Genomic DNA, 14,964 nt, shown 5'->3' on the forward strand with positions numbered 1-14,964 from the left:
AAGAAGATACGTATTATGGCATCAAGATCATTTCAGCTATCACTTGTAACTCTCATTATTATTTCATTATTAGGTTGCTGCATGGAAATCGATATTTCCTTACCCAGTTTTCCGAGCATTATGACCTTTTTCGGTAGTACAGAAGCACAAGTACAAAGTACATTAAGCCTAAATTTTTTAGCATTCTGTCTCTCTGGTTTGTTGTATGGACCATTATCCGAAGCTATAGGGCGGCGTGGCTTGATGATTTTTGGAGCAACCTGTTTCTTAATCGGAGCCGTTGGTTGTGTGTTTTCATTTTCCATATACCAATTAATGTTTTGGCGTTTTATTCAAGGTTTAGGCGCCAGTAGTACGGTAGTACTGGGCTTTACCATGATATCTGATCGCTATAGTGGTGCTGTGGCTGCACATTATATTGGTAAAATTAATGCCTATGTCACTATTTTTATGGCAGCAGCTCCTGTTTTAGGCAGTGCGCTCATCAATTATTTTACTTGGCGAGCTAATTTTACATTCATTGCAATTATTGCCTTGATTTCATGGCTTTTTTTGGTATGGCAATTACCGGAAACCAAAACAGAAAAGCAACCTTTAATGATTTCGACCATTTTTAATGACTATCGGACGGTGTGCACCCATGGCAAGTTTTTAGTTTATGCCAGCATGCCTAATATGTTAGTTACCGCTTATCTAACTTTTGTAGGTAGTGCTTCGTTTTATTACATTAATACGTGTAAATTATCTTATTTCCAATTCGCGATGCAACAAGGGTTAATTGTATTCATTTTTTCGCTTACCAGTTTTTATGCGGATAAAATAATTACACGAATTGGCAGCCGAAAAGCAGTCTATTTGGGGATGGTGTGTTGCATAATATCCATAGTGCTTCTCACTTATTTTGCGTTCCAATATCCGGATTATCCACGGTTGATTACATTGGCAATGTGCTGGATGGCGTTTGGTTGTGCTTTTCCAATGAGCGTAACTTTTGCAAAATCATTAGAAATTTTACCAGATCTTAAAGGCGTATGTTCTTCTTTCATTATGTCGACCCGGTTGTTATTTTCTTCTGGAGCGGTCGCTTTAACAGGATTTTTATTTGATGGTTCGATGCGTCCTGTTGTCCTCGTTATTGATGGAGTTATCCTTTTAGGAATGTGCATGTACATTATAATGGAGCGAATAACTGTTCAGGATGAGGTGCTATCCAAAGCAGCCAGTAATGTTCCATTCATTTAAACTTCAAGCATGAACTCCATCGATCTACAGAAGAAGATATTTTTGACCAAGTACCGGATCAAGTTTTGGTCAATTTGACCTGACAGATACTTCTAAAAAAATTGGTACTTGCAATAAATTTAGTTGCTCTTAGGTGTATCCAGACTTATTGCTTCGTCAGACTCTTTAAATCGATCTGTGATGGCGTTGATTCTGGTCTTGTAATCTTGCGTCACTTTACCTACAGCACGCTCATACTTAAACTCCCAACCCCAATTTTTGTAGAGCTCTGCAATTGCCTCCATGACCATATTATACGCTTTATCCATTGCATCAAGGCCTGCATCATCAAGCGCATCATAGTGCGTCTTATCGAAGCATTGAGAAACTGTAGTAGGTAATTCCGTAAGGAAATTTGATGCTTCATCTATTGTGGCTTTAAATTTTTCAGGGTCTCGATAAAATGTATCAAGATCAAGATTGCGTAATATTTTTTCCCCATCCTCAAATAGGTTAATCATATTTTTATTTACAGCCCTCAATAGCTTTTTGTGCTCTTCAGTCAGATCTTCGCTGTACTTAAAAGTCTTAATAATGCCTTCATTTAATTCACCAAGTACTTTCATTGCCTCGGTCAATTTTTTATATTTTTCACTGACTTCCTGTTTACGCATATTTTCTAATCTTTGATATAGTTCGCGTCCTTCATCTAAAATTTGTCTATTATCCTGCAACCCCGTTAATAGATTTTTATAATCAATATCGGGATCAAAACCATGCTCCTTTACTTTTTCCAATTGAGCGCGATTAGCTCGATATTGACTTAAGTTTTCTTCCACTTGGCGATTCTTTATAAGATTGTTAATTTGCACCCATTCATCAACTTGCTTTGCTCCATAAAAGCCCGGATTATAGGGTTTTGATTCACTGGGGTAGGCTTCTAGTACCTTATCTATCATCCCAATCCATTTCTTATGAATTTCAGATAGCCTTTCACCTTGTGCAGCACATTGGTTTAACCTGCTTACGAGATCAAAGCACTGCTCAGCATCCTGAGGCGCAGTTAAAATAATGCGTTTGATTTCTTCGTCTAAGTTCGTCGACCTTACCTCTTGAAGGAATTGTTTATCCTCTTCAGAAATGAGTTGAGCACTTGTTTCTCCTAACGATTCTTGCAAAAAGTTCGACCACTTTAAAAAATCCTCACTTTTTTCTATGAAAGAATAAAAATCTTGGGGAAAGCTTAGTCTTTGCAAAGAAACCGACTCCTCTTTTAATCGGTGATTCTCGGCATTTTCACTAATTTTTCCTTGTACTCGTTGTAGCTTTTCTTCCGCATCAGTTGTTGCATCCTGCTTACCAAGATTGTTTGCTAAGGATTGTCCCAATGCAATTTGCTGTATTTCATAAAAGTGATTAAAACTATAATAAACCTGCTGTTGTTTTAGTTCGTTTACCTTCTTTTCAATAAAGCTCAAATTACGTTCAGAAAGAAAATCGTAAATGGGGAGTGATGCCACAAATTGCTTTAAGCCCAGTAAATCGTTCATTATTTGAGATTGTGGATTGACAGCTTGTTCTATTTCAATTTGCTTTTGAATTACGGCTAACCAATGCACTTTGAACGCCGTGGTAATGAGATCTCGGCTGGACCTTAATGCAGATAACTCTGAGAGATTATTATGTTGAGCTGGCTCGCTGCTTGGAATATCCATGTCTCGTTGTCGGTAATGATAAGTATCCAGCTCCTGACGCAAAAATGCTTCAAGGTCACCCTGATTGTGTATATCCATCAAGATCTGTATCTGTCGGTCGTCATTGCTTACTTGTCTGGCAATCTCCTCGGAAAATTGCAGTTCAGTAAGAAATGTTGGCATTGTCTTAATATCAACGTCTGGATATTGCTGTTTAAAATCATTTTGTATTCGGGAGCGATTCTCATAGATTCTTTTAATCGCACTATCGAGTTCATCGGTATCACCAGAGGCAACAGAAATAAATGCATGCATTTGATTAAATAAGGTAAAGGGATTCACTTGCGAAGAAGCGGCTTGAGTGCCAAAAGCCATGGCGTCTTCAAAATTCGCAATGTCTGTTGCATTGTATTTTGGTGAATACGTGGCGATACCTCTTGTTAGTGTAATATCGGCGAATTCGGCAAGCTGTTTGCAATAGGCGATTAGCTCTTCGCGTGACCAAAGGGTTAGATCACTAGTCCCTTTATCAAAGTCAATATCTTCTTCGACAACAAGCAAATCCTCTTGATTAAGAATTTCTTTAAGTCGGTTGTATTGGTCAAGATCAATTGTTAGGTGGACATCTCGATAATTTGGAGCATCCCTTAACTGTTCCATGCTGTTTAATAGAGGATCTGCACTAGATTGAATCTTGTTGCATAAAATCCTAAAGTGCTGCTGGGCCACTTTTGGAGTTACTTTGGCTTTGAGCAGAGCCTCATTCAAACGTTTAATCGTTGAGTTAATAGCATCCAGCGCTTCTTCAACTTGTTTAACAGGGGCATGAGTCAAATCCTCCTCGAATCGAGGGATTACAGCGTCCAGAAGCTGAATTGCGTCATGTTGTACGTCTTGGTTTTTAAATTGAGTATGGGGTAACTTCAGGGCTTCGTGAGCTTCAAGAAGCATGTTCCTTTTAGTCGCGAATTCCTCTCTTAATCGATTTTCTCTTTTTTGTTCAGGAATTCTTTCTTCAATTTTTTTGAAAATATTCTTTATCTTTTCTTCTGCTGTGTTTAATTCAAAAACACTGTTTAACAGATGGCTGTAATCTCCAAGATCTGGTTTGGTGACCGCCTTGATTTTTTTATGTGCACTGACTAATTGTCCGATTAACCGATCCATCTCTTGTTTCATTGCGTCAATTTCAGGACCATTTTTGTTCTTTAATTCCAAAACAAGTTTTTCTTCAAGGTCGGCCGCTTCTTTTACAAGTGGCTCGTAGCGTGCATCAAATTCTCCTTTTTTTGCTCTAAATAATTCATCTTGTTTATCGGATTTATTAAAATCTACTAATACCTCATCGATTGCCATTATTTTATTAATTATCGGGTTTACTTCTTCCAGGCCTTTTTTCAATAAATTATTTTGTTTTTCTAATAATTCATTTGCTTTTTGCAGATAAATGCCCCTATTTGCAGGGTGCGATTTCAGCTTTTCCGCCTCTTGAGCAAAATCATTCATGTCTGCTTGGAGTTTAAGTAAACGAGAATCTACCTCTTGTTTTAACTGAATTGCCTCATTAATTTCTTGGCCCGAAATTGCGCTTATTATTTTACTAGCAGTTGTGGAAATTTGAGAAGCAAAACGTTTCATAGCTTCCATAGCGATTTTACTGGCGGAAGAATTGCCTAAGGCGGAGCGATAAAAATCTTCTAGTTTTTCAAGATCTTTATTTTGTTCGAAAGATTCAAGTTTAAGCTCCTTCCACTTTGTGGTTTCTAACATGCGGAGAACTACTAATTGGCTGGTGATTATAGAAATTAATGAGGCGTTTATTTCAGAGAGAAAATTGATCTCAGCTTCAATGTCTGCACCAGTATCCGCAGTTTTGCTGACTTCCTCAGTGCTTGCCGCTTTAGTTTTTTTCTTTTTAGGAGATACCCCAATATTCTGTGCTTGGGGCATCGCTTTCGGAGCTATTTTTTCCAGTTCTTCTAACTGATACATTGCATTTAAAAGATTCACATAATCTTGGGTCGTCGGTTCTTGTTGAAATTCTTTGCTGATAATTGCTGCCGCTTCTTGCCATTTTTGGTTTAATGAGCCTGAACTTGGTTTGCTCTTTATTTGCTCTTCAATTAAATCCATCTTGTTCTTTGCAAGAGACTGCATCGCTGCATATGTATCGCTCTTAGTGTATTCGAAGGATCTTATATCTGCATCAATCTCAATTGCTTTTGCGAACTTAGGGCCTATTTCTTTTAAGGCATTTTCAAAAATAACTTTTTGTTTGGGTAAGCGAACTTCTTCTGGATCTGAAGCAATGGCATTTATGTTCTGTTCTAAATGGGAAAAAATGATCCTGATTTCTCTCCACAAATCACGCGTCTCATCTACTTCTAATTCTGAATTTCGAATAGGCTGTTCAGTTGATGTGAACGGATTGAGAAGATTATTGGCAATTGTGCGGAGAGAAAATTTTTTGACTAGTCCATTTAATTCCATTTCTCTAAACTCAGGTTGTTTGATTTTTTTAAATTGAGTATTTTTTAAACTACGTAATTTATCAATGAGAAGTCTGACCTCATCAACTATATCGAGTGGCTCATTTTTGGATTGTGACATGCTTTACTAACTCCCTATCAACGAGTTATTTATAATCATATTATGTGAACATTAAGTATTTATTAAGGGCTATACGTTTTATTAAGCATCTACACCTATTTATGGCTTACGATGGGGTAATTCATTTACTATTTGCTTAAAAGCATCAATTCAAAAATTTGTATGTTAAGAAATCTCTCCCTCACCCAAAACCGTATTTCTAGCATTGCAATAACGCTTTCGGATGAACCAGGTTTAGAAAATCATCTCTTTTGATTTTTAGCAGTTGATCATGGTTTCCAGCATTAAAGACGAACCATTCTTTATGCGCAAGACTATCTGCAAGATAGACGTCCATATTATAAAGTTCACCAAAAAGAGGTATTGCGCCAACTTCACAGTCTTTAAATTTGTCTTGAAATTCAAACTCTTTAGCAATCTCAGCGCGTTTTGCTCGAGTCTCTTTTTTTAATAGTTCCAAATTCAGCCGTGTATTGGCGGGGATTGCGACGAGTGTAAATTTGCCATCTAGTTTGACAACTACCGATTTGGCAAAGTGGTTTCCTTTAATATGCGCTGCTTGTGCACATTGAGACGCAGTATAGGCTCTGGGATGACTGATCGTCTTGTATGGAATATCATGAGTTTTCATATATTTTCTAATTGATGGGTTTAACATGAGATGCTCCCACAAAGTATGGATATGTTTAATTATAGAACAATTTTGTCTGTACTCGTTGCCATGCCTAAATGTTTTATCTACCCTCTATTTTAAATTTGTGACAAGATGATTTTTGATTTGTAAAAAAGGTTCACAATGTTCTGAAATCCAAGGAACCACAAGAGTGAAAGGTGTCTGCTAAAAACAAGGAATAGTCGATGCGCAATACCGATCAACAAAATCAAAACCCTTTTGATAAGCTCGCTAATGAAATGCTCTTAGCGATTCTTAATACTCGGAATAAAGATAGAAATTATATTCTTAACCCCAAAGATATTCTGTCCTTTGCTTTAAGCTGTCAACGTTTTAATGGGATAAGCCTGGATGCCAATTGTTTTTTTTCGCCTCATAAGTATAACGATGTGCGACAAAAAGCCTCGGATTATCACGAATATAAAGAAAGACGACTTGCTCAATTGAAGTATGCACAAAGAGTGTGGCATGAAAAAAACGGGGCGTTTTATTTGAATAAGACTAATAGAAATAGAATGGCTACCTGTTTAGGTTTACTTCTAGCATCTATTTTAGCGTTCACGTTTGACATGGGCTATGGAGCTTATTTTGTAACCACTTTAGTTTTATCTATACTAGCTCTGGTAATTAACGATCTCCTTTTTGAGCACTTGGAGTATTCGTTAAATTCATCTGATGTGAGCGCTATTCCTCTTCAATTTTTTGAAGAGGAAATAGTCGGTAAGTCTAACTCAATTTAATCTGTATTTCGCTTGGATTTATGACGAATATGCTTTTTATCAAATTGAGTAACATTAGGCTACTTATTTAAAGCATAAGCTGCTTTATGAAGTTAGTTAATTAGGTTTTGAAAAAGCGTTTGCTGCTATTTCAATATCTGACTCATTTTCTTCAATAGCATCCTCAGTTTTTCCTTTTAAAGAGGCTATTCTATGCAAAAGCTCTTCAGGTAATGTACTGAACAATGAAGTTCTCGTGCGAAATGCTTGAGCAAGAACCCGCGAATTTTTTCTTATTTCTGAGATTCTATTAAACGCACTCTGTAACGTCATCGATGTAGATTCTAAGTTTTTGCCATCTAACGCAACTGCTATATTATGTTCCCCAAAACTATGGTCATCCATTACCGATTTTTGAACAAGCTCGGGAGTTACTAAAGCCCCTAATTCAATAAGGGTTTTAACCGTTCTGGCTTGTAAAGCATAGAGGCTATAATAGGGATCATGCAAACTGCCTATCACCATGGCTTCAGCATATGCTTTCTCTGACACTGCAGCACGATTTTCGATCATTATGTTCAAGCACTCTGTCGTGGGTTTTAAACCTAGTTTACTTGCTTGTGCCAGAACATTATCAATCAACGCAAAGTCATATGTTGCCAATATTTTTTCTAATTGAGGAGAAGTTATGTTTGCTCCCGTGTTGATGAGCGCAGCTACTTTTTTTCTTCGTTCAAAAACACATTTAATTTCTAAAGCCTGATCGAGTCGTAAGTCTATACTTGTATCGTGTTTCATTTGCATAATTAAAAGCCTTTATGTTTAGATGATTAAATTGTTGAGTTTATTTTTGCAGTCTATTTAAATTGCCGATTTCTTAGTAAGTCGTGACTTAGCTCCGGATAGAAGCAGTTTGTAATAATATTTAACCAAATGCAGCTGTTTAGATCAAAATATATTTTTTTATATGTCATATTAATTATGTTGATTGAGGTTTTTAATTGGATGCGTTTTTTGTTGTTTAGAGGCAGTGCTCTTTAATAATCTTCATGAGCCATAGCAGGGGTTTGTAATTGTCAAAACGTTTGTGATAGAACATGTTAACCGTAAAGCTCTTCTTTTGAAAAGGCAGAGGTTTTATCTCAAAATATTGTTTTTCATTTAGAAAAATCGCTAAATGTCGCGGTACAATTGCTAGATAATCTGTGTCGCGAATTACCTCAAGTGCACTAATTAAATTGGATACGGTTACTTTAATATTCCTTTTAAGGTCAGGATTCGCCCATTGTTCATGTAATGCTTTTTCAATAAATTGTATTTCCACATGATCTGCTGTCATAAGTAATTTTTGAGTCAACTTTTTATTGGCAAGCGGATGTGATTTACGCATTGCACAAGCCATTTCCTCTTCAAGTAAAAACTCTTTGTTTATAGCAGTTCCATAAGGTAGAAAATCGGCACTAATTGCCAAATCAACGGTGGTTGCTAACAGTTCATCAAGATTTAAGTTCTCCGATACCCAAATGGTTTTTAAAATAAAATTAGGCGCATGTTGTGCCAGATAAGCAGATAATTTAGATAAAATTAGCAGCTCTCCATGACTTCCTAGAACTAAATTAAATCTGACTGTTTCGTTGCGAGGGTCAAACTCATCTTTTTCAAAGACTTGATTAGCGGTATTTAAAAAATTTTTAATTTTATGACTCACGACTAAGGCCTTGGGAGTGGGTCTAAGGCCATGTGCTTCACGGATAAATAATGGATCGTCGAAAATATACCTTAACTGCTTCAAAATTTTACTCATGGCGGCCTGACTAAGGTGGGATTTATCAGCAGCTTTCGAAACAGAGCACTCGCTTAATAACGTATCAAAATATACCAATAAATTTAAATTTACCTTTTTTAAGTCCATGTATTATCAAGCCATTCGATTTACGTTGTAACTAAAGTATAGTTAATTTTAGCCATACCTTGAAAAAACTCGATTAGCTCTAGCGAACGAATTGGATGAATCATTTGTAATGAATCTGTAAAAAAGCTGAACCCAAAATAAATCGTGATTAATTTTTAGACTAAAATCACTCAAAAATAGCTGGAGTATTGTTTATGAGTGCAAATCAAGAAGCGCTTAAAAAAGACGTTGAACGATTACTGAATTTAAAGAAAAAACAGGAAGAGCTTGGTGTTCTAAATCAAAAAGACATGCAAGAGAAAATGGAACTTGAGAATAAGCATAAAGAGTTTTTGCAAATGAACAGTCAGCAAATGGAGCAAGAATTAAAGAAAAAAGGTTCCATGAAAAAAGTTGGTGTTGAGGGCGAAGATTTAAAGCTAATTATTGAAGACTATAAAAGAAAATATGGCGAACAAAGCTGGTACAAAGAACCTGAAGAACAAGATGGGAAAGTCACTTTAACTTTTCCTTCTGAGGAAGAAGTAGGTATTTTCTTTGAAGGTCAGGCCAGAGAAAATCGCTCTTTTATTATTGTTGATAATAAAACAAATGAAGTGATCGCCTACTCCAATGGAGATGGTAACTTATACAATGGAAATGGAAGTGTTTATGAAGGTGGAGAATTTCAATCATCGAATCAACGTTTAAGCGACTTTAGAATGCCGGAGAAAGAAGGAGCAAGGATGGGCTTTTAAAGCATCAAAATTAGAAAACAAGTAGCATACCCAGCCGTTTGTACCTTGGTTGGAATGAATTAAGGATTGTAATATTTGTCATAAATCGAGGTATAGGTACCATCCTTTTCCAAGCTGAGAATCGCTTTATTTATCTCCGCGATTAATGCTGCTTTGTCCGTAAGAGCAAGAATGCCATAACCTTGTCCTAATGGTATGTCTTGCCCTATCAATTTAATGTTATACAAATTATTGTTTAATAATCTTTGCGCAATGATGTTATTGAGGACAATCACATCGATTTTATGCTGAGCTAAATCAGTTAAAAGATCTGATTCTTTATTATAGGCAACTATCTGATTGTGATTTTGGAACGAGGTTTGAACTAACAGATCATAAAAAGTTTGTTTAATCACCCCAATTTTTTTGTTTTCTATATCTGCTAAATCACTGATCGGGCTATCCTTTGAGGTAATAAAATGTATTTTGCTGACCGCATAGGGAATGCTGGCGGCATATTGTTTGAGCTCGGAAGAAGTATAGGGTTTAATAGGAATGAGTACATCAATCTTACCACTATCCAGGAACTCAAATTCATTGTTCAATGTGATCTCTTGGTAGATGCATGTGGTTCCAATGCGTTTGCAGATGTTATTCATGAGATCGATAAAAAAGCCAAAGTAATAAGGACCTTGAGCGGTATTAACTCTCTCGACAAGAGGAGGACCTGCGATGCTTACCCCCACTTTTAATGGACTGCTCAATGAAAGCGTACTGATAAACAGCATCATGATAAATACCATAATCGGTATCTTAGGGATTCGAGTTAAGTGCATGTCATTTTGTCGTACTTTTCTTAAAATTTAGGAAGTAAATTATGTTTTGTCAATATTAGACAGATTGATTGTATTTGAGTCAATTGTCGTGTTTGTTTTTGTGACGAGATTGCTTTAAAAATCAAATGATTGTTTTCATAATAAAAGCTACACTATCCGTTATCTTATAAAGCGATCGTCATGGACGAAAATAATAATCAACGCCTAACCCTTCATGACATGTCTGATGAAGAGATGCTTCATTTTGAAACGACCGTACCCCCGAGAGTTTAGTGCTCCCAGATTATGTTGATAAATGCATGGGTTGAGCAATTTAAAGTGACGTTAGTAGAGTAATTCCAAGCTAATACTGGCCGTGAGGCAGTAATTTCTTTCATGGAGATGATTCAATAATTGTGCTTTATGAAAAAATATCGACCTATTGAGAAAAAAAAGATAGAATAATCTGAGTTTTTAAGTCAAACGCCCGGTTAGTTGACGGGCCAAGAATGAACATGTAGATGCAAATAACTCAAGAAAGAAAGCAACTCTGGATTATTTTACTGATCGTCTTAATCAGTTTTATTGGTTCATCTATTGCTTATCCCATTCTGCCGCCTCTTTTTTTACAATCTTCCGACCAGTTAATTACCGCTCCTGAATGGAGTGAAAACAGCAGGCGTATTTTGCTGGGACTAACCCTTGCAATTTTCCCTCTAGGACAATTCATTGGCTCCCCCATTTTGGGTCGAAGTTCTGATTTATACGGTCGTAAAAAAATACTGATGATCAGCTTGGCAGGAAGCACGCTGGGTTATCTCTTAACGGTCATATCATTTTGGACAAACTGCTTTTGGTTGCTATTATTCAGCCGCTTTTTAACAGGATTTATGGAAGGGACTTTTGCTGTGGCAAGAGCATTTGCGTCAGAACTAACTACCATTAACAAATTTGTGAGTTTTGGCCGGATCAACAGTATGGCGGGTATTGGTTATATCATTGGACCAATCATTGGTGGGTTGTTATCAAATTCACAGATTGTCCCCTCGTTTTCGTGTTCCTTCCCTTTTACTGTTGCCGCAGTAGCTTCAATGACGACACTGGGGCTTTCCTGGTGGAAATTGCCGGAACATAAAATTCAGCGCCAACCTGAAAATGAAAGCATATTGAGTAAACTCAATATTATTCGGCAATTCAAACTATTATTTCAAAATCATCCACATTTAATCCATTTGCTGATTATCAGCACACTCTTTACCTTTGCTGTGGATATATTTTACGAATTTGGCCCAGTTTATCTGGCCGGAAAATGGAATATGTCTCCAGGAATGATCGCGGGTTATAATGCTGTATTATCAGCCGCACTTGCTTTAGGAGCCTCATGGCTTCCGCAGCGTCTTTCAAAGCGCATACCTATCCATAAAATTATTATTCTGGCCATGATCGCTACTACTTTGATTTTTGCCGCCATGGTTGCTTTTCAATATCCCTCAATCATGATTTTGCTCTTTGGACTCATTGGATTTAGCATTACCAGCGTCACAACAACGATGACGATACATATCTCCAATAGGTCTCATACTACAATTCAAGGGGAAGTCATGGGTGCACAATTAAGTTTACGCACCTTGGGTGATGCCATTATTTGCTTTATCGGCGGTTTGCTGATTATTGTATCAATTATTTTGCCCATTATTTTATGCTGTATCACCGCATTGATTGCCAGCATTTTGTGTTTGGTCTATTTAAAGCCCACAGTTTATAAGTAATTAGAAATTCAGGGTTTTGCTTACAATTATTTGATTAAATCAATGAACTCGACACGATTTCGTCCTAGTGTTTTCGCACGATACATTGCATCGTCAGCAAGGTCTAATAATCTGGTTGGGTTATCTTCTTTGGGAATACAAGCTGCTACGCCCACACTAATCGTTACAAAACGGGACGCATCTGAATCGGGATGTGGTAGTTCCAAATTACGAACAGCTTGGCGAAGTGACTCTGCAAATTTAATTGCACCTTCCATCTGAGTGTCAGGCAAAATACAGGTAAATTCTTCACCTCCATATCGTGCAAGCAAGTCGGTGCTGCGGGTTACTCTCTTTTTTAATGCTTGAGCAACAAACTTTAGAGCATCATCGCCAGCCAGATGACCAAGACTGTCGTTATAACGCTTAAAAAAATCGATATCCATCATAATAATTGCTATTGGTTTGGAATAACGCAGTGCGCGTTTCCATTCCTGTTTAAGGAAGTCATCGAATCGACGACGATTTGCTATGGCTGTTAATCCATCCAGATAAGACATTTCCTGAAGCAAAACTTGCAGTTTCTTTTTTTCACTAATATCCTCTCCTACACCCACAAAATGTTGGATTTCTCCAAGGGTATTAAATACGGGGGCAATACTCCAAGATTGCCAGAATGTACTTCCATTTTTTCGGTGGTAGAGAAGTTCGCCAGTCCAGGAGATGCCAGATTGTATTTTTTTCCATAAATCAGTTAATACACTTCTCGGTGTCATGTTATTATGAAAAATATCTGTTTTTTTACCATATAACTCTTCTTTAGAATAGCCTGTCAATTTGATGATTTGCGGATTGGCATAAATAATAGTTCTCTGTTTATCAACGATCAGTACAGATACCGGGCTTTGTTCGATAGCCGCTTGCATTTCACGTAAACGATTTCGCTCTTCTACAGATTTAGTGATGTCATGAAATGCAATCACAATTCCTTTGTTATTTTTTAACATAATTGGGGTCGTAATTAGAGATACAGGGAAGCAAGTACCATCTTTACGCCAAAAATAATCATCATCACTTGCATAAGGTTTTTCTGTTTGTATTACTTCCAAGTTTTTACAATACCCCATAGGATAGGGGTCATGAGTATAATAGCAATGATGAAAGAGTTCATGGGCGTTTTGACCAAGCATTTCGGTTTCATCATAACCTAACATACTGCACGCTGCGGCATTAACAAACTCAAGCTTACCCTCTTTATTGATGACTACTAATCCTTCGCCAAGCGCAGACGTGATATCTCGTAAATACTGTTCGCTTTGTTCCACCTGCTTTTTTGCTTGTTGTAAATCACGGGCTATCTTTGCATTTATTTGGAGTGCTTCTTCTAACTCCTGGGTGCGTTTTTTTACTTTATCTTCAAGAATAACTGTGTTTTGAAATACTCCAAAATCTGTTCGTGGCGCATTCATATCTTGTTCTGCTCTATCAATCAATGCCTTAATAATTTTATTGAGGCGTTCGATTTCTGCATGCAATTCCTTCTTAGTGTTAAGCGTGTTTTTTTCAGGCATTGCGGCGTTCCTTTAATTCACCTATTGCTAGGCCTGTAATTGTTTGATTTATATGAATGCCTTTGAATTGTTCTCCATAAGTGCTGAAGCCAACGACGTGATTATTCTGAAAAATCTTTTCTACGTCTTTTTTCAATCCCTGACGCTGCATTTCCAGATTGCGAAGGATGCAATCACAAGCCAGGACCAATTGCGGCTTGCCAATAGATGATTGAATTTCCTGGAACGTTTGCTCAATATTTTTTATTAGATCAATTCCATGCGCAGCTATAAAAATCAGACCATTATCGATCGCACAGTAAAACTTTAAACTTCCATCTGGATTAGCCTTTTGAATAGAGCGCACATAATCAACCCCATTGATGCGTATCACCAGTGGCGTAGTAGAAAACTGTATGGGATCAAGTCTATCCACTTGTGCTTTTACTATACGGGCATATTCTTCTACGGCCGGATATCCATTAATTTCATTGACAATACGCTGCTCGGGATCTGCTTGAGTTACAACCAGCCGTTCATTGCCACACACAAAATGCTGTGCTTTGAATAGATTAAACGGATAAATTGTATTAACCAAAATAAGGGCTACAGAATCAGTATGAAAAGCACCTTCAGCAAAGATCCACGTTTTCTTAAAACGGAGGTCATCGCCCGCAGAACCACCAAAAAGTGCAATCTCTCCCAAGGTATTCTGTAAAATATTAGTAACTTGCTCTTCGCGCTGAGATAATCCATCTATTAACAAAAAAGCGAAGCTGTTTTTACAACTAGTAGAGGGGGCTCGTGCTTCAAGTTGTAGAAGCAGATTATTAACAAATACTTGTCCTTTTTCATGATTAATATTTTTTAGATTGTGTATGTATCCAGCCGCAATTGTAAAACCATCTGATGCAAAGCTAACTCCTGAAAGGCTGTGATCGGTATAACCGCTGGGGCCAATTTCACCCGCTGTGGTACATCCAATTACTTTAACATTTGGAAACAGGGAATTTATTTCATTGGCTATGGCATCAAGGTCATAATGACTCGAACAAAAAAAAAGAACAAGTTCCATATTAGGTTGACTTACTGCAGCATGAAACTCTCTGACTGCAGTATGTGGTTCTTGCGAAGTTGACTGTCCAATACGAATGGATTGCTGAGTGCTCATCTAACATACTCCATATTTTAGAGATGCAAGCTTGTAAAACGGGCTCTAAAGCTGTTCTTATTGTTAAAATATTTGTCCTAACTCAATTAATATAAATATAGCATACGTTTTTTATAATGGAGCTTAATGTGCTGG

11 protein-coding genes are annotated in these 14,964 nt (G+C 37.1%); 4 read left to right on the forward strand and 7 right to left on the reverse strand.

The window, feature by feature from the left end; genetic code table 11:
• Nucleotides 1-15: 15 nt before the first annotated feature.
• Complete coding sequence (locus BW930_RS13525; RefSeq protein WP_076547559.1) at nucleotides 16-1,242, forward strand: multidrug effflux MFS transporter; 1,227 nt, start codon at nucleotides 16-18, stop codon at nucleotides 1,240-1,242.
• A 119-nt stretch (nucleotides 1,243-1,361) separates the two neighbouring features.
• Here the strand turns inward: BW930_RS13525 and BW930_RS13530 are convergent, their stop codons facing one another.
• Both BW930_RS13530 and BW930_RS13535 read right to left on the reverse strand, forming a co-directional pair.
• Nucleotides 1,362-5,525, reverse strand: coding sequence for a hypothetical protein (locus tag BW930_RS13530; protein ID WP_058466810.1), 4,164 nt, complete (start codon nucleotides 5,523-5,525; stop codon nucleotides 1,362-1,364).
• A gap of 199 nt (nucleotides 5,526-5,724) precedes the next feature.
• A complete protein-coding gene (locus tag BW930_RS13535) occupies nucleotides 5,725-6,183 on the reverse strand; it encodes an aminoacyl-tRNA deacylase (protein ID WP_058466811.1) in 459 nt (152 codons plus the stop codon).
• A gap of 200 nt (nucleotides 6,184-6,383) precedes the next feature.
• Here BW930_RS13535 and BW930_RS13540 point away from each other — a divergent pair, with 200 nt between their 5' ends.
• Nucleotides 6,384-6,938 (forward strand): F-box protein, encoded by a 555-nt coding sequence (locus tag BW930_RS13540; RefSeq protein WP_058466812.1) that lies wholly within the window; start codon nucleotides 6,384-6,386, stop codon nucleotides 6,936-6,938.
• Between the two features lie 96 nt (nucleotides 6,939-7,034).
• Here BW930_RS13540 and BW930_RS13545 read toward each other — a convergent pair whose 3' ends face one another.
• Both BW930_RS13545 and BW930_RS13550 read right to left on the reverse strand, forming a co-directional pair.
• Nucleotides 7,035-7,721 carry a hypothetical protein gene (locus BW930_RS13545; protein WP_058466813.1) on the reverse strand — a complete coding sequence of 229 codons (687 nt, stop codon included), beginning with the start codon at nucleotides 7,719-7,721 and terminating at the stop codon, nucleotides 7,035-7,037.
• Between the two features lie 217 nt (nucleotides 7,722-7,938).
• Entirely contained in the window at nucleotides 7,939-8,829 is an 891-nt protein-coding gene (locus BW930_RS13550; RefSeq protein WP_058466814.1) for a LysR family transcriptional regulator, read from the reverse strand.
• 194 nt (nucleotides 8,830-9,023) lie between these two features.
• Here BW930_RS13550 and BW930_RS13555 point away from each other — a divergent pair, with 194 nt between their 5' ends.
• Nucleotides 9,024-9,566, forward strand: a complete 543-nt coding sequence (locus tag BW930_RS13555) for a hypothetical protein (protein WP_058466815.1) — start codon at nucleotides 9,024-9,026, stop codon at nucleotides 9,564-9,566.
• Nucleotides 9,567-9,625: 59 nt separating this feature from the next.
• Here the strand turns inward: BW930_RS13555 and BW930_RS13560 are convergent, their stop codons facing one another.
• Nucleotides 9,626-10,336: a transporter substrate-binding domain-containing protein gene (locus tag BW930_RS13560; protein WP_064276690.1), complete on the reverse strand. Its 711-nt coding sequence runs from the start codon at nucleotides 10,334-10,336 to the stop codon at nucleotides 9,626-9,628.
• A gap of 545 nt (nucleotides 10,337-10,881) precedes the next feature.
• On the opposite strand from BW930_RS13560, the gene BW930_RS13565 reads away from it, so the two are divergent.
• Nucleotides 10,882-12,129, forward strand: a complete 1,248-nt coding sequence (locus BW930_RS13565; RefSeq protein WP_058466817.1) for an MFS transporter — start codon at nucleotides 10,882-10,884, stop codon at nucleotides 12,127-12,129.
• A 26-nt stretch (nucleotides 12,130-12,155) separates the two neighbouring features.
• Here the strand turns inward: BW930_RS13565 and BW930_RS13570 are convergent, their stop codons facing one another.
• Nucleotides 12,156-13,679 carry a sensor domain-containing diguanylate cyclase gene (locus BW930_RS13570; protein WP_058466818.1) on the reverse strand — a complete coding sequence of 508 codons (1,524 nt, stop codon included), beginning with the start codon at nucleotides 13,677-13,679 and terminating at the stop codon, nucleotides 12,156-12,158.
• Entirely contained in the window at nucleotides 13,672-14,829 is a 1,158-nt protein-coding gene (gene nosP / locus BW930_RS13575) for a nitric oxide-sensing protein NosP (RefSeq protein ID WP_058466819.1), read from the reverse strand. The genes BW930_RS13570 and nosP overlap by 8 nt, the downstream gene beginning before the upstream one ends.
• Nucleotides 14,830-14,964 lie beyond the last annotated feature (135 nt).

The organism is Fluoribacter gormanii (genome assembly GCF_900156395.1).
In the GTDB taxonomy this organism is placed as follows: domain Bacteria; phylum Pseudomonadota; class Gammaproteobacteria; order Legionellales; family Legionellaceae; genus Legionella; species Legionella gormanii.

Coding starts and splice junctions, on each gene's coding strand:
- BW930_RS13525 (WP_076547559.1), top strand. CDS start 16: ATGGCATCAAGATCATTTCAGCTATCACTTGTAACTCTCATTATTATT.
- BW930_RS13530 (WP_058466810.1), bottom strand. CDS start 5,525: ATGTCACAATCCAAAAATGAGCCACTCGATATAGTTGATGAGGTCAGA.
- BW930_RS13535 (WP_058466811.1), bottom strand. CDS start 6,183: ATGTTAAACCCATCAATTAGAAAATATATGAAAACTCATGATATTCCA.
- BW930_RS13540 (WP_058466812.1), top strand. CDS start 6,384: ATGCGCAATACCGATCAACAAAATCAAAACCCTTTTGATAAGCTCGCT.
- BW930_RS13545 (WP_058466813.1), bottom strand. CDS start 7,721: ATGCAAATGAAACACGATACAAGTATAGACTTACGACTCGATCAGGCT.
- BW930_RS13550 (WP_058466814.1), bottom strand. CDS start 8,829: ATGGACTTAAAAAAGGTAAATTTAAATTTATTGGTATATTTTGATACG.
- BW930_RS13555 (WP_058466815.1), top strand. CDS start 9,024: ATGAGTGCAAATCAAGAAGCGCTTAAAAAAGACGTTGAACGATTACTG.
- BW930_RS13560 (WP_064276690.1), bottom strand. CDS start 10,336: ATGATGCTGTTTATCAGTACGCTTTCATTGAGCAGTCCATTAAAAGTG.
- BW930_RS13565 (WP_058466817.1), top strand. CDS start 10,882: ATGCAAATAACTCAAGAAAGAAAGCAACTCTGGATTATTTTACTGATC.
- BW930_RS13570 (WP_058466818.1), bottom strand. CDS start 13,679: ATGCCTGAAAAAAACACGCTTAACACTAAGAAGGAATTGCATGCAGAA.
- nosP (WP_058466819.1), bottom strand. CDS start 14,829: ATGAGCACTCAGCAATCCATTCGTATTGGACAGTCAACTTCGCAAGAA.